General features: G+C 68.6%; 16 protein-coding genes. 9 read left to right on the top strand and 7 right to left on the bottom strand.

The annotated features are described in order from the left end of the window. The first annotated feature begins 48 nt into the window (after positions 1-48). Genes QM774_RS09480 through QM774_RS09470 form a run of 3 tightly spaced genes read left to right on the top strand, consistent with a single transcriptional unit; the run spans position 49 to position 2400 of the window. Complete coding sequence (locus QM774_RS09480) at positions 49-1128, top strand: hypothetical protein (RefSeq protein ID WP_414975642.1); 1080 nt, start codon at positions 49-51, stop codon at positions 1126-1128. 14 nt (positions 1129-1142) lie between these two features. Beyond that, the gene (gene pyrE, locus QM774_RS09475) at positions 1143-1697 is read left to right on the top strand and encodes an orotate phosphoribosyltransferase (RefSeq protein ID WP_414975641.1); all 555 of its coding nucleotides are present in this window, start codon (positions 1143-1145) and stop codon (positions 1695-1697) included. A 13-nt stretch (positions 1698-1710) separates the two neighbouring features. Next, the gene (locus QM774_RS09470) at positions 1711-2400 is read left to right on the top strand and encodes a TrmH family RNA methyltransferase (RefSeq protein WP_414975640.1); all 690 of its coding nucleotides are present in this window, start codon (positions 1711-1713) and stop codon (positions 2398-2400) included. Positions 2401-2419: 19 nt separating this feature from the next. Here QM774_RS09470 and QM774_RS09465 read toward each other — a convergent pair whose 3' ends face one another. The 5 genes from QM774_RS09465 to QM774_RS09445 form a co-directional block, all read right to left on the bottom strand. Continuing rightward, a complete protein-coding gene (locus QM774_RS09465; RefSeq protein ID WP_414975639.1) occupies positions 2420-2590 on the bottom strand; it encodes a VOC family protein in 171 nt (56 codons plus the stop codon). A 77-nt stretch (positions 2591-2667) separates the two neighbouring features. Continuing rightward, the gene (locus tag QM774_RS09460) at positions 2668-3321 is read right to left on the bottom strand and encodes a DUF305 domain-containing protein (protein WP_414975638.1); all 654 of its coding nucleotides are present in this window, start codon (positions 3319-3321) and stop codon (positions 2668-2670) included. After that, positions 3318-4760 (bottom strand): LVIVD repeat-containing protein, encoded by a 1443-nt coding sequence (locus tag QM774_RS09455; protein ID WP_414975637.1) that lies wholly within the window; start codon positions 4758-4760, stop codon positions 3318-3320. The genes QM774_RS09460 and QM774_RS09455 overlap by 4 nt, the downstream gene beginning before the upstream one ends. A 236-nt stretch (positions 4761-4996) precedes the next feature. Continuing rightward, on the bottom strand, positions 4997-5308 hold the full coding sequence (locus QM774_RS09450; RefSeq protein WP_414975636.1) for a hypothetical protein: 312 nt from the start codon (positions 5306-5308) through the stop codon (positions 4997-4999). Between the two features lie 69 nt (positions 5309-5377). Then, entirely contained in the window at positions 5378-6061 is a 684-nt protein-coding gene (locus QM774_RS09445) for a DedA family protein (protein WP_414976631.1), read from the bottom strand. 161 nt (positions 6062-6222) lie between these two features. Here QM774_RS09445 and fbaA point away from each other — a divergent pair, with 161 nt between their 5' ends. Continuing rightward, positions 6223-7260, top strand: a complete 1038-nt coding sequence (gene fbaA / locus QM774_RS09440) for a class II fructose-bisphosphate aldolase (RefSeq protein ID WP_414975635.1) — start codon at positions 6223-6225, stop codon at positions 7258-7260. 159 nt (positions 7261-7419) lie between these two features. On the opposite strand, the gene QM774_RS09435 is transcribed toward fbaA, so the two are convergent. Continuing rightward, positions 7420-9084: a hypothetical protein gene (locus QM774_RS09435; protein WP_414975634.1), complete on the bottom strand. Its 1665-nt coding sequence runs from the start codon at positions 9082-9084 to the stop codon at positions 7420-7422. Positions 9085-9206: 122 nt separating this feature from the next. Between QM774_RS09435 and QM774_RS09430 the strand changes: the two genes are divergently transcribed. Together QM774_RS09430 and QM774_RS09425 are read left to right on the top strand one after the other, a co-directional pair. Beyond that, positions 9207-9647 (top strand): DUF3151 domain-containing protein, encoded by a 441-nt coding sequence (locus tag QM774_RS09430; protein WP_414975633.1) that lies wholly within the window; start codon positions 9207-9209, stop codon positions 9645-9647. Positions 9648-9657: 10 nt separating this feature from the next. After that, positions 9658-10830 carry an FUSC family protein gene (locus QM774_RS09425; RefSeq protein ID WP_414975632.1) on the top strand — a complete coding sequence of 391 codons (1173 nt, stop codon included), beginning with the start codon at positions 9658-9660 and terminating at the stop codon, positions 10828-10830. Between the two features lie 101 nt (positions 10831-10931). Here the strand turns inward: QM774_RS09425 and map are convergent, their stop codons facing one another. Then, positions 10932-11699: a type I methionyl aminopeptidase gene (gene map, locus QM774_RS09420; protein WP_414975631.1), complete on the bottom strand. Its 768-nt coding sequence runs from the start codon at positions 11697-11699 to the stop codon at positions 10932-10934. An 87-nt stretch (positions 11700-11786) separates the two neighbouring features. Between map and QM774_RS09415 the strand changes: the two genes are divergently transcribed. The 3 genes from QM774_RS09415 to QM774_RS09405 all read left to right on the top strand — a co-directional run bounded on the left by QM774_RS09415 (position 11787) and on the right by QM774_RS09405 (position 13435). Continuing rightward, positions 11787-12053, top strand: a complete 267-nt coding sequence (locus tag QM774_RS09415; protein WP_414975630.1) for a helix-turn-helix domain-containing protein — start codon at positions 11787-11789, stop codon at positions 12051-12053. A gap of 63 nt (positions 12054-12116) precedes the next feature. Beyond that, positions 12117-13070: a cation diffusion facilitator family transporter gene (locus tag QM774_RS09410; RefSeq protein WP_414975629.1), complete on the top strand. Its 954-nt coding sequence runs from the start codon at positions 12117-12119 to the stop codon at positions 13068-13070. 23 nt (positions 13071-13093) lie between these two features. Beyond that, positions 13094-13435, top strand: coding sequence for a hypothetical protein (locus QM774_RS09405; RefSeq protein WP_414975628.1), 342 nt, complete (start codon positions 13094-13096; stop codon positions 13433-13435). Positions 13436-13544: the final 109 nt, after the last annotated feature.

Genomic DNA, 13544 nt, shown 5'->3' with positions numbered 1-13544 from the left:
GCGGTGGGGTCCTCGGTGGCGCGGGCGTTCGATAGTAGGCTAGGCCCGATGACTACCGTCGTGTACTTCGTGCTCGCCGCCCTCGCACTGCTCGGTGCCGGCGTGCTGCTCTGGCTCGACCGTAACCGGTCCGAGCAGGTGCATCACCAGCGCGCCGTCTGGGGACAGACGCACGGATTCAAGTTCCGTGACTCGGACCGCAAGCTGCGGTCTGCGTTCCATCGTGCCGCCATGGACGTGCCCGACCACGTCGAGGCCCGTGATGTCGCCTACGGCGTCTACGAGGGTGCGGAGGCCGTCGTCTTCGACCTGGAGGAGACGGCGACCATCGTCGCCGTCCGCCGCCCGGCCGCATCGTCGGTGACTGTCGACCTGCGTCACGAAGACGTGCTGGCTCCGGCCGAGGACGATGTCGAACTGCTCGGAGCCATGGGCCCGCGCGTGATGTTCGCCAGCAACCTCGACGCCGCGCGTCGTGTCTGCGACCGCCGCATGGTGGCGCTCGCGACCAGCGCACCGTCGTACATCGAGGTGCTGTGGAATGAGGGCAACTGGGCCCTCGGCGCGATGCCGCCCACCACCGACGGCCAGGAACTGGATGTCGCGCTGGACGTGGTCCGCCGCTTCGCGGACCTGCTGCGTGTGCTGCCGCCGACCGTCGATCCGCAGGGTGCACCGGACCCGCGCGACCCGCACGGTCCGCACCGCCCGGAGCTGGCCGACAAGAAGACCGACTCGCTGCACGACGAGGCCCGCCGCCAGCGCCTGACCGGCGAGGCCCCCGCCGCACCCCAGTACGGTGTCCCGGGCCAGCCGGCACCGGCACCGCAGTTCGCCGACCCCGAGCCGTACGAGGCCGAGACCGCCTACGTGCCGCAGCAGGGTTCGCGCCTGGACGCCACCCCGCGTCGCGACGCCGCCCCGTTCGCCGAGGACGAGTACGCCGAGGAGTACGAGGACGTCGACTACGCCGAGGAGGACGGCTACGTCGAAGGCGGCTACGACCAGACCTATCCGCCGGCGCCGCCCGCACCGCAGCCGCCGCGTCCGGCACCGTTCCGCAACCCGGCGCCCCGAGGACCGCTCGATCCGCCGGACCTGCCGCCGCTGGATCCGCGCGGCCGCTGAAACAGGAGTGAGCGATGAACACGCCCGCCGTCGACGCCGACGATCTCGCCACCCTCGCCCGCCTGGTCACCGAACTCTCGGTGGTGCACGGCCGGGTGACGTTGTCGTCCGGCAAGGAGGCCGACTACTACGTCGACCTGCGCCGAGCCACACTGCACCATGAGGCCTCGCCGCTGATCGGTTCGCTGATGCGTCAGCTGACGGCCGATTGGGACTTCGACGCGGTCGGCGGACTGACGCTGGGCGCCGACCCGGTCGCCACCGCCATCATGCATGCCGACGGACGTCCCATCGACGCCTTCGTGGTGCGCAAGGCCGCCAAGGAACACGGCATGCAGCGACGCATCGAGGGCCCGGACATCGAGGGCCGCCGCGTCCTGATCGTGGAAGACACCTCCACCACCGGTGGCTCCCCGTCCGCGGCCGTGCAGGCCGCGCGGGAGATCGGCGCCGACGTGGTGGGCGTCGCGACCGTCGTGGACCGGGCGACCGGCGCCGACAAGGTGATCGGTGACCTGGGTGTGCCGTACCGGTCGCTGCTGGGCCTGGCCGATCTCGGCCTGGCGTAGAGCCACACCATTTGTGACTGACGACGAGGCGGCCGGCCCCACCGAGTGGCAGAGCGGTGTGGGGGAGCGTGCCGACCAGGACCGTGTGGGTGTGGGTCCGTGGCTGCAGGAGCACGGCGCCCCGCTGCCCGACGACCCCCGCTACGACCCGGAACTCCTCACCGACGGCGACCGCCGCAACGTGGTCGACGCCTACCGGTACTGGTCACGGGAGGCGATCGTCGCCGACCTCGACACCCGTCGCCACCGTTTCCACGTCGCGATCGAGAACTGGGCGCACGACGCCAACATCGGCACCGTGGTGCGCACCGCCAACGCGTTCCTGGCCGCCGAGGTGCACATCGTGGGGCGTCGCCGCTGGAACCGGCGCGGCGCCATGGTGACCGACCGCTACCAGCACATCCGCCACCACGACACCGTCGCCGCACTGCACGAGTGGGCGGCCGGGCAGGGGCTGACGGTGGTGGCCGTCGACAACACGCCGGGTGCGGTCCGGCTGGAGGAGACCGAACTGCCTCGCGACTGCGTGCTGCTGTTCGGGCAGGAGGGGCCGGGCGTGACCGCGGAGGCGGCGGCCGACGCCGACATGACGGTCTCCATCGCCCAGTTCGGATCGACCCGCAGCATGAACGCCGGGGTGGCCGCCGGCATCGTCATGCACGCCTGGATCAGCCGGCACGCCGACCTGCACGACGCCTGGTGACCGGCGGCCCCGGAAGCCGTCAGGTTGCCGGGACGCCGAGTTGCCAGGTCAGGACGAACCGATCGCCCACCCAGCCGAACGGGCCGAATCCGTAGTCGTCGAGCGGCATGAAGACGGTGCCGCCGTCGCCGAGCGCGGCAAAGATGCGCTGCAGTTCCTCGACTGATTCACAGTCGACCATGAGCGACACCGCATCGCGTCGGCGGCGGACTGTCCGCGCGACGGCTGAAAGGTGATGAACGGCACCGCGTGATTCATGGGCCGAGCCTAGCGCTGCTGGATGCCGCGCTCAGCGAGCATGACGCCGATCAGCCCGGTCTCCTTGGTCTGCGTGCTCATCATGCTCGACGCGGCCTGAGCGACCACGCCGTCGGGCACCTGGGCGAGGAAGTCCTGACACATCGCGACGCCCCCGTAGTGGTGCCGCTGCATCTGGATGAGGAAGTTGTTTTCGGCCTCCTGCGCCGGCAGTGAACCGAGCGCCGCCACCTCGTCGGGCGTCGACATGCCCGGCATGGCGTGGTCGCCGCCGTCGCCGTGATGGGTCTGTCCGGTGCCGGCGAACTTCGTCATCCACTCCATCGGGGCATCGTCGGACAACGGTTGGCCGTCCAGCTGCAGCCACCCCGACATCAGGCCGGTCTCGTACTGCTGCTCCTGCACGATCTGCCGTCCGAGAGTCCGGATGCGGTCGTCGATGCCGGGACGATCGATCATCCGGCCCATTTCGATGGCCTGCTGATGGTGGGCCAGCATGTCCTGGCTGAACCCGATCTCCACCGGATTCAGCGCAGGCTTCGACGATCCCGAGTCGCTGATCAGAGCCGGGCGCAGCATCATGCCGCCGATCACCGCGAACACCAGGACGGTGAGGGCTGCCGCCGCGGTGACGAGCTGCCGGCCGGTGAAACGCCGACTCACGAGCCGACGTGGGACTGCTGGTCGGCGGGCGGCGTGTACACGTCGTTCGTCAGCTGCAGCACCTGGTAGCCGTTGTCCGAGCAGCCGACGTACAGCTTGTCGCCACGCCATTCCGGCGGTGCGAAGCACCAGTCCGACGACAGATCGGCGAACATGCGGCCCGACCGCTGACTGATCGCCTGTGCCGGATCGAAGTCGCCCTGAGCGAGGGACTGCACGATGCCGGGCGCCGACAGGAACGGGATGCCGGTGAACGACGCCAGCGTGTGCGGCGAGTTCCAGAGGTCGAGATGCTTGTTGGTCTGCGCCGGCGGATTGTAGTACGCGATCTCCTTGACGTGCATCGGGTCCCGGACGTCGAAGACGCGGATACCCGACGAGATCCATCCGCAGGCCAGGGCCGTCGGATTGTCCGGCCGGTCGGCGGCACAGTAGTGCGACTCGTACGCGAACAGGCTTCCGCCCATGCTCGACGCCAGTTTGGCGTCCTCGTTCTGGGGCAGGTTGATCTCCAGCTTGAGCTCGTTGATCACCTTCGGCTTGTACGGGTTGTTGACGTCCACCACCTTGACGCCGCCGGAGCCGCCCTCGAGGGCGGTGAACAGGTAGTGGTTCTTGCCGTAGCTGACCGGAATGCTGTGCTGGGTGAACGCTCCGCTGGTCCAGTTGATCTCGGACAGCTTCCGCATGTGCGGGTTCGGCAGACGCTTCTGGATGGAGCTGACGTCCCAGACGCTGATGCCGCCGAAGTTGTGCGACAGATACAGGGTGTTTCCGTCGGCGCTCACCCCGATGCCGTGGTCTTCCAGCGCGGTCAGATTGTTGGTCAGCACGCGCGGGTGGGCGGGGTCGTCCAGGGAGACGGCGCTGATCACGCCGGGCGCGGTGCCCATCGCCCAGTAGGTCTTGCCGTCGGGGGAGAAGCCGCCCTCATGCGCGGTGATCGGCAACAGGTTCGACGGATTGTTCAGCAGTTTCGGGTGCGCGCAGTCGCTGACGTCGTAGACGCCCATCAGTCCGGCGCCGGTCAGCAGCGGTACCGCCATGCCGACCAGAAGCTTGCTGTTCCGGTTGGCCTTCAACGACTCCCAGGTGCCGCCGGAGAGCGCTGGGTCGTGCAGGGTGGCGGTCTTGCGCAGATGCGTCGGATCGGAGGCGTCGACGACGGCGACACCGGTGTCGGGGCCGACCATCGAGCCGGGGAACATGCTGCCCATGTAGCCGCAGTGGTCGTAGCTGGTGGACGTGATGCCGCCGCCGTGGCCTTGATACTGGCCGAGACGCTTCACATTGCAGTTGTAGCCGCGGGTGCTGCGGCCGGAGTCCCGGTCGCGGGCCGGGACGTCGCCCTGCATACCGGTCTCCGGTGACGATCCGGGACCGCAGTCGGCCTTGGCGATCGGCAGGCGCGGTGCTGCCGCGGCGGGGCCGGCGGTCATCGCCGCGGGCACCGCGGTGAGCGCGGCCGCGGCCAGGCAGAGTGCGACGAAATGCCGTGCACGACGGCGGGTGGACGAACGGAACGGTACGACGGACGACGTCGCCAGGAATCCCCGATCTCAGTGAAGCGGATCACAACGATGAAACGCTACCTCAGATCTGTGTCAATCGAGGACGGTTCGGAATCCTCCGACACGGTTCCGGCGTGCTGGATGCGTCGCAGACGCGACAGGGGTCAGGCCGCGGGAACGAGCCCGGAGGTGGGGATGTCGGCGGCCGTGCGGATCACGGCGCTCACCCGGCCCAGACGCTCCTCGACGCGCGCGATCGCGGCGGCCAGCTGGGCCGGATCGTCGGGGTCGGCGACCAGTGCGACGGTGTGTCCGGCGTTGCCGATCAGGAACGGGATCACTAGGCGATAGCCGGAGCTGACGACACCGATCGGCTGATCGGCGTCCGCGAGCGCGTGGGCGTAGTCGAGAACGGCCTGATCGTCGTCGAGCACGACCAGCTGAGCTTGCGGGGTACGGGTCTCGGTGTTCGTCATGACCTCAGCCTGGCCCCGGCGGATCAAGATATCCCCGGTGCCGGCTGTGGATCAGCTGTCAGTGACGGATCACTCGGTGCCGGCAGGGGCCTCGGCGCCCTTGTTGCGGCGGCGACGGATCGCCTCGAACACCATCGGCAGCACCGACACTAAGACGATCAGGATGAAGATCGGCTCGATCAGCTTCTGCACGATCTCGAACTGGCCCAGCCAGTAGCCGAGCAGCGTGATGCCCGCGCCCCACACGATCGCGCCCACCACGTTGTAGATGGTGAAGACCGAGAACTTCATGCGGGCCGAGCCGGCGACGATCGGCGCCAGGGTGCGCACGATCGGCACGAAGCGGGCCAGGAAGATGGTGATCGGGCCGTGCTTCTCGAAGAACTCGTGCGCCTCGTCGAGGTAACGCTGCTTCAGGAAGCGGGCATCCGGTCTGAACATCTCGACGCCGATGAAGCGACCGATCCAGTAGCCGATCTGACCGCCGATGATCGCGGCGATCGGCACCCCGATCAGCAGCGCCCACAGATTGAAGTGCGCGTCCGCCACCTGCTGCGCATGCTCGGTGGCCGTGTTGGCGGCGAGCAGACCCGCCACGAACAGCAGCGAGTCGCCCGGCAGCACCGGGAACAGGACGCCGGACTCGATGAGGACCACCAGCAGAAGTCCCCAGAACGCCCACGGACCGAACCAGCCGATCACGTTGAACGGATCGAGGATTCCGGGCAGGGCGACGACGTCGGTGTGGGCCATGGCCAAGTAGTTCACAGCCGAAAGGCTACCGGCGAGCCGCTGAGAACCGGCTGAGGGTGCCCGAATCGGATGAGCGGGTCGCCCACTTGCCATACTGTTCATGACCCTGTGAGACCCGTGCGAACCGCGCGTTCATCGAAGATCGGTTGGAGGACAACCAGATGCCCATCGCCACTCCCGAGCAGTACGCCGAGATGTTCACGAAGGCCAAGGAGGGCGGCTACGCCTTCCCGGCCATCAACTGCACCTCGTCGGAGACCGTCAACGCCGCCATCAAGGGCTTCGCCGACGCCGGCAGCGACGGCATCATCCAGTTCTCGACCGGCGGCGCCGAGTTCGCCTCCGGTCTCGGCGTCAAGGACATGGTGACCGGCGCGGTCGCACTCGCCGAGTTCGCGCACGTCATCGCCGACAAGTACGACGTCACCATCGCCCTGCACACCGACCACTGCCCGAAGGACAAGCTCGACACCTACGTCCGTCCGCTGCTGGCCATCTCGCAGGAGCGTGTCGACAACGGTCAGAACCCGCTGTTCCAGTCGCACATGTGGGACGGCTCGGCCATCCCGATCGACGAGAACCTGGAGATCGCCAAGGAACTCCTCGCCCTCGCCCACAAGGCGAAGATCATCCTCGAAGTGGAGATCGGTGTCGTGGGCGGCGAAGAGGACGGCGTCGAGGCCGAGATCAACGACAAGCTGTACACCTCCGTCGAAGACTTCGAGAAGACCGTGAAGGCCCTCGGCACCGGCGAGAACGGCCAGTACCTGCTGGCCGCCACCTTCGGCAACGTGCACGGCGTCTACAAGCCGGGCAACGTGAAGCTGAAGCCGTCGGTGCTGAACGACGGCCAGCAGGCCGCCGCCAAGCTCGCCGGCCTCGGTGACGGCGCCAAGCCGTTCGACTTCGTGTTCCACGGCGGCTCCGGCTCGGAGAAGAGTGAGATCGAGGAGTCGCTGAGCTACGGCGTCGTGAAGATGAACGTCGACACCGACACCCAGTACGCGTTCACCCGCCCGGTCGTCGGCCACATGTTCACCAACTACGACGGTGTCCTGAAGATCGACGGCGAGGTGGGCGACAAGAAGGTCTACGACCCGCGCAGCTACCTGAAGAAGGCGGAGGCCGGCATGTCTGCGCGCGTCGTCGAGGCCTGCAACGACCTCAAGTCGGCCGGCAAGTCCATCAGCGCTTCCTGAGCCCGCCGCTCCGGCTCCTACGCGCCTTGAGCTGTCCCCACGCTCCTTGAGCTTGTCGAAAGGAGTCCGCTCGCTTCGACAGGCTCAGCGAGCGAAGAAGCCCGGCAACCGAGTGAATCGGTTGCCGGGCTTCTCTCTTGCTCGGGGAGCGGCGGCCCGTCAGGGCTTGTCGCACACCTTCCACTTGCCGTCGACCTTGTGCAGGGTCAGCTGCGCGACCGTCGACTTGGACGCGTCGCCGGAATCCTTCACCTCGACGCCCACCTGCGCGGTGTCGCCGTTGACGTTCACGGCCTTGATGTCCGCGAACGAGAGCAGCTGGCCGCGGGCCTTCTGCGACTCGTAGGCCTTGCTGAAGTCCGCGTCGGAGACGCTCTGGTACTCCTTGTTCTTGTCACCGCAGGTGATGTCGCGGAGCGCGGCGAGATCGCCCTTCTCCATCGCGTTCTGGTAGTCCTTGGCAGCGCTGGCGGCCTTGCCCTGCGCCGAGTTGGCGGTCAGCAGCCACCACAGCAGGCCGGCGATCACCACGACGGCCAGCACGGCCAGCACGATCCACAGCCACTTGCGCCATCCGCGCTTCTTCTTCGGTGCGACCTCGGCACCGCCGACGGTCTGCGGTGCGGCCTTGTCCTTGCCGCGCAGCTTGTCGGCTTCGGCCTCGACCTTGTCCTTGACCTTGTCGGCGCCGGACTTGGTGGCGTCCTCCACCTTGTCGGCACCGGACTTGGCCTTGGCGCCGGCCGCGGCGGCCGCGCCCACGGCGGCGGCGGCAGCAGACTTGGCCTTCGGAATCTTGGTGGTCGGGACCTCGAGCTTCTCGGTCTTCGCGTCGCCCTCGACCGCGGTCTCGGTGTCGTCCTTGACGTCGGCCGCGGCATCCTCGGCCTCGTCGACGACATCGGTGCCGGCACCCTTGACCTCGAGCGGGGCGCTCTTGACCGAGGCCTCGGTCTCGGCGGCCAGCTTGGCCTGCTCGTCGGCGGCGGCCTTCGCATCAGCCTTCGCGTCGCCCTTGGCGTCCTTGCCCTTGGCGTCGTCGATCTTCTTCTCGACGTCGTCCTTCAGCTCGGTGGCCTTGGCCTCCACCTTGTCCTTGAGGGACTCGGCCTTCTCTTCGACCTTGTCCTTGGCCTCGGCGGCCTTCGCCTTGGCGGCGGCGGTCTTCGACGCGGTCTTCTTCGCGGCGGTGGTCTTCTTGGCGGTGGTCTTCTTCGCCGTGGTCTTCTTGGCCGCGGTCTTCTTCGCGGCCGTCTTCTTAGCCGCTGTCTTCTTGGCGGCGGCCTTCTTCGCGGGGGCCTTCTTGGCCGGCTTCGCGTCGTCGGCGTCATCGGCGGCGGCCTTCGCGGCGGCTCCGGCGGCAGCGGCTCCGGCGGCACCGGCGGCTGCGGCCTTGGCGGCCGTGCCCTTGCCGGTCGCGGCGTCGTCGTCCAGAGGCACGTCCTGCTCGCTGATGTCCGCGCGCTTCAGCGAGTCGGCGTCGGGGGCGTCGACGTCCGGGCGGGGAGCGGCGGCCTCGGCCTTGCCGTCACCGTCCAGCTCGACCACGGTTTCTTCGTTGATGTCGCCATCGGCGTCGGTCACTGCGTTCTCCGTCTTCTCGGAAGTGGTGGGAATCTTGAATGCTTTGGTGGGCGTCTCGGAGTCGCCGCCGCCGGGCGTCTGGCCCGGGTCCAGCTTGATCACCGAGGTCTCGTCGCCGGAATCGCCCGGAGTCTCCTCGACGGGAACGTTGCCGTCCCGACGGTCGCGGAAAGCGTCGACGACCTTCTTGACGGCGCCGGCCTTCTCGTTGGCGGGGGTGTCGTTGTCCGAAGTCGACATCGTGGGATAGATCCTGACGTGAGGTGGTTGTGGCGCCCGTCATCAGGCGCGCCCGTCAGAGTATCGAATTCCGCTGACCAGGGTGAAGCCGGGACGGCCAACCGGAGTGATTGAATGACAGGATGACTTCTTTCGGTGATCTGCTCGGCCCGCAGCCGACCCTGCTGACCGGAGACGACGAGGCGGAGGCCGATCTCCGCGACGGAGCGGATCCGGCGGCCGTCGCCTCCGAACATCCTTCCGCCTCCATCGCGTGGGCGTATCTGGCCGAGGCGGCGCTCGACGGAGTCGCCGCACCCGACCCCGATCTGTCGCGCGCGGTCGCCGGCTACGCCTACGCCCGCACCGGCTACCACCGCGGCCTCGATCAGCTGCGCCGCCACGGCTGGAAGGGCTACGGCCCGGTGCCGTGGAGCCACGAACCGAACCGGGGTTTCCTGCGCTGCGTCGGTGCACTGGCCCGCGCCGCGCAGCTCATCGGCGAAGAGGACGAATACGTGCGTTGCCTGGATCTGCTGAACGACAGCGATCCGCGCGCCGTCGCCGAACTCGGTCTGGACTGATCGCAACCCCATGCCGATCGACCCCGACCAGCGCCGCCTGGCGGCCGAGCGTCTCCGGGCCCGTCGCTCGTCGCTGATCAACCGGTTTCCGGCCGCGGTCCAGAAGCGGATCCGCCGGCTCGGCTTGTCGGCGCTGCCGATCCTGCAGTGCGCGATCGCGGCGGGCCTGGCCTGGTTCGTGGCGCACGACGTGCTGCACCACAACCGCCCGTTCTTCGCCCCGATCGCCGCGGTCATCTCGCTCGGCGTGGCCCTCAACAAGCGGTGGCGCCGCGCGATCGAGCTGGTCGGCGGCGTCATCATCGGCATCATCATCGGCGACGTCGTCGTCTCGCTGATCGGTTCGGGCGCGTGGCAGATCAGTGTGGTGGTGGCGATCGCGATGGCCGTCGCCGTGTTCGCCGACGGTGCCGTGCTGGCGGTCAATCAGGCGGCGTCCTCGGCGATCCTGGTCGCCACCCTCATTCCGCCGGGCGGATCGGCCACCTACGAGCGGGCCTTCGACGCCGTGATCGGTGGGGGTCTGGGCCTGCTGATCGCCGCGCTGATGCCGGTGAATCCGACTCTGCGCGCGCGGCGTGACGCCGCGGGTGTCCTGACCACGCTGCGCGACCTGTCCCGTGAACTGGCGGCGTCGTTGCGGTCGCAGGACGTCGAAGGCGTCGGCGACGTGCTCAAGGATGCCCGGGCCACGCAGGCGCACATCGACGCCATGCACAACGACATGCGCGCCGGCCGCGACGTGGCGGCGATGTCGCCGCTGTATTGGGGGCAGCGGCCCCGGTTGAAGCGGATCGCCGACGCAGGCGATCCGATCGACAACGCCATGCGCAACTTCCGCGTGTGTTCCCGCCGCGCCCGGGGTCTGACTCAGCGCGGCGTGCAGGTGGAGCCGGCGGTGATCAGCCTGATCGAGTCGCTGCCGGAGGGCTTCGACGTGCTGCGCGAGATGATGCTGGCCCCGCCCGGAGGCTATCCGGACGGCGCCGACGCGGCCCGGGTGCTGCGCTCGATCGTGCGGTCGGCCCGTCCCGCGGTGGCCGCGGCCCGGGAGGCCATCGCCGACGGCGGCGACATCTCCGAACTGGCCCTGCTCGTCGAGCTCCGATCGATCCTGGTCGACATGCTGATGGTGGCGGGCCTCAAGCGCGAGTCCGCGATCGCCCAGCTGCGTCTGGACTGAGTCGCCGCTCGCCGCTGTCCCAGGCTCCCCGGATAGGCGTCGTCGTCGCGCATACGCGCGCGAGCATCGCTATACGGGGGAGTAGGGCGGCGGGGGAACGGTCAGTCTTCGACGGTCAGGATCCGCGGTCCGTCGTCGGTGATCGCGACGGTGTGTTCGGAGTGCGCGCCGGGCTTGCCGTCGGCCAGCCGGAGCGTCCAGCCGTCCGGGTCGGTCACCAGCCGGTCGGTGCCCATGCCCCACCACGGTTCGATCGCCAAGGTCAGGCCGGCACGCAACGGCAACCCCTTTCCGGGCCGTCCGCGGTTGGGGATGTGCGGGTCGCCGTGCATCTCTCGCCCGATGCCGTGGCCGCCGAAATCGGTGTTCACCGGGTAGCCGTCCTGGCGTGCGACGGCCCCGATCGCGGCGGACACGTCGCCGAGCCGGTTGCCGGGCTTTGCTTGCGCGATAGCGGCGGCCAGGGCGCGGCGGGTGGAGTCGATCAGTGCGGTCACGTCCGGAGTCTGATCGCCCACCTGCACGGTGACGGCGGCGTCGGCCGCCCAGCCGTCGATGAGGACGGCGAAGTCACAGGTGAGGACGTCGCCGTCGGCGAGCGTGTAGTCGAACGGTTTGCCGTGCAGGACGGCGTCGTTGACCGAGAGGCAGATGACGTTGCGGAACGGTCCCTCGCCGAACGACGGAGCGTAGTCCCAGTAGCAGGACTGGGCGCCGCGCTCGGCGACCATGTCGCGCGCCCGCTGTTCGAGGTCGAGGAGGTTGACGCCCGGCTCGGCGCGCTCGGTCATCTCGCGCAGCACCGAGGCGACGAAGCGGCCGGTGACGGCCATCTTCTCGATCTCGGCGGGTGTCTTCAGTTCGATCATCGATGGTCCTCACATAACCGGCTCGGTATTCTAATACCGAAACAGTAACAGGAAATTCCGGTACAGAAATACCGCTACAATCGACGCATGGTTCGCGTGCCGCTCACCCCGGAACAGATCGCCGCCGGTTGCCGTCTCGGTGCCCTCATCCGGCACGCCAGGGCCGGCCGCGACCTGGAGTCGGTGGCCTCCGCGGCCGGAATCTCACCGGAGACGCTGCGGAAGATCGAGGTCGGACGGATCTCGACGCCGAGCTTCGGCACGGTCGTCGCCGTGTGCGGGGTTCTCGGGCTGTCGGTGATCGACGCCGCCGAGGTCTGGTCGGTGCCCGGCGACGAGCCTCTGGCGATGTAAACAGCCTGTGAGGTGACCCTCACCCTCTTGTCATCTATGCGCAGTCGCGCATAGATTCTTTCCATGGGCGAATCACACGGCCACGACGGTCACTCGCACGACGGCCACTCGCACGGCCCCACCGCCGCCGACCTGGCCGCCGGTGCGCAGCGCCGTATCTGGCCGATGGCGGTCGCCGTGGGACTCATCGGCGCCTACTTCGTGGTCGAGCTGGTCACCGGCTTCGCGATCGACTCGCTCGCACTGATCGCCGACGCCGGACACATGCTGACCGACGTCGTCGCGCTCGCCATGGGCCTGTCGGCACTGCTGCTCGCCCGGCACGGCCGCGTCACCGACGGCCGCAGCTTCGGCTGGTACCGCGCCGAAGTGTTCACCGCCGTCGTCAACGCCGTCCTGCTCATCGTCGTCGGCGTCTTCATCCTCTACGAGGCCGTCGAACGACTCCGGGACGGCGCCCCCGACGGCTCGGGCGGCACGATGATCGTGGTCGCGCTGATCGGCCTGCTGGTCAACCTGGTCGTCATGCTGCTGCTGCGCTCCGACGCCCAGGGGTCGATCGCGGTGCGCGGTGCCTACATGGAGGTCCTGGCCGACGCTCTCGGCAGTGTCGGCGTCCTGATCGCCGGCGTCGTCATGATGACCACCGGCTGGCCGTACGCCGACATCATCGTCGCCGTCGCCATCGCCCTCTGGGTGGTTCCGCGTGCGATCCGGCTGGCCCTCGACGCCCTCAAGATCCTCAACCAGCAGGCCCCCGACCACGTCGACCTCACCGAGCTGCGTGGCGACCTCGAATCGGTCCCCGGCGTCACCGACGTCCACGACCTGCACGTCTGGAGCCTGACCACCGGCATGGACGTCGCCACCGTGCACGTGGCCACCGACGAGCCCGACGAGTACGCGCGCGTCCTCGCCGACACCCGGCAGATCCTCACCGAGCACGGACTCGCGCACGCGACGGTCCAGGTGGATCCCGCCGGCGACGGAAAATGCTGCGAACCGCTGACCTGGTAGCCGGTGTGCGCGAGGATGGAACCATGAGCGATCTTCCCAACGTTTCCAAGGGCGAGGCCTCCTCGAGCCTGCCGTCCGACTTCCCGAGCGACATCCCCGTCGTCGGCACCCAGTTCATTCCGTGGACCGGGTCCGACGGCGGCAGCGGCGTGCAGGTGGCCGATGCCACCGCCACCAGCTTCGACGACGCGGTCACCAAGCTGACCGACGCGGGCTACACCGAGGTCAACTCCGACGGCAACGCCAAGTCGGAGGTGCGCATGGCGACCCTGGCCAACGACGCGCACGAGGTGAGCGTCGTCGGTGCGACCGTCGACGGTCAGGCACGTCTGACCTACACCGTCACCCAGCCGCAGAACCGCTAGCCTCCCGCCTCCGGTGCGCCCGACGGCGCACCCTTTTGTCCCTACTGCCCCGTATAGCGCTGCTCGTCGCGTATTTCGCAGCGACGAACGCTATACGGGGCAGTAGTGC

The organism is Gordonia sp. (in: high G+C Gram-positive bacteria), from assembly GCF_047600565.1.
Taxonomy (GTDB): domain Bacteria; phylum Actinomycetota; class Actinomycetes; order Mycobacteriales; family Mycobacteriaceae; genus Gordonia.
This window is presented reverse-complemented; position numbering and strand designations above follow the sequence as displayed.

Excerpts from the sequence above, each read along its gene's own strand:
- QM774_RS09480 (WP_414975642.1), top strand. The coding sequence starts at position 49 with ATGACTACCGTCGTGTACTTCGTGCTCGCCGCCCTCGCACTGCTCGGT.
- pyrE (WP_414975641.1), top strand. The coding sequence starts at position 1,143 with ATGAACACGCCCGCCGTCGACGCCGACGATCTCGCCACCCTCGCCCGC.
- QM774_RS09455 (WP_414975637.1), bottom strand. The coding sequence starts at position 4,760 with ATGACCGCCGGCCCCGCCGCGGCAGCACCGCGCCTGCCGATCGCCAAG.
- QM774_RS09450 (WP_414975636.1), bottom strand. The coding sequence starts at position 5,308 with ATGACGAACACCGAGACCCGTACCCCGCAAGCTCAGCTGGTCGTGCTC.
- QM774_RS09445 (WP_414976631.1), bottom strand. The coding sequence starts at position 6,061 with ATGGCCCACACCGACGTCGTCGCCCTGCCCGGAATCCTCGATCCGTTC.
- fbaA (WP_414975635.1), top strand. The coding sequence starts at position 6,223 with ATGCCCATCGCCACTCCCGAGCAGTACGCCGAGATGTTCACGAAGGCC.
- QM774_RS09435 (WP_414975634.1), bottom strand. The coding sequence starts at position 9,084 with ATGTCGACTTCGGACAACGACACCCCCGCCAACGAGAAGGCCGGCGCC.
- QM774_RS09430 (WP_414975633.1), top strand. The coding sequence starts at position 9,207 with ATGACTTCTTTCGGTGATCTGCTCGGCCCGCAGCCGACCCTGCTGACC.
- QM774_RS09425 (WP_414975632.1), top strand. The coding sequence starts at position 9,658 with ATGCCGATCGACCCCGACCAGCGCCGCCTGGCGGCCGAGCGTCTCCGG.
- map (WP_414975631.1), bottom strand. The coding sequence starts at position 11,699 with ATGATCGAACTGAAGACACCCGCCGAGATCGAGAAGATGGCCGTCACC.
- QM774_RS09415 (WP_414975630.1), top strand. The coding sequence starts at position 11,787 with ATGGTTCGCGTGCCGCTCACCCCGGAACAGATCGCCGCCGGTTGCCGT.
- QM774_RS09410 (WP_414975629.1), top strand. The coding sequence starts at position 12,117 with ATGGGCGAATCACACGGCCACGACGGTCACTCGCACGACGGCCACTCG.
- QM774_RS09405 (WP_414975628.1), top strand. The coding sequence starts at position 13,094 with ATGAGCGATCTTCCCAACGTTTCCAAGGGCGAGGCCTCCTCGAGCCTG.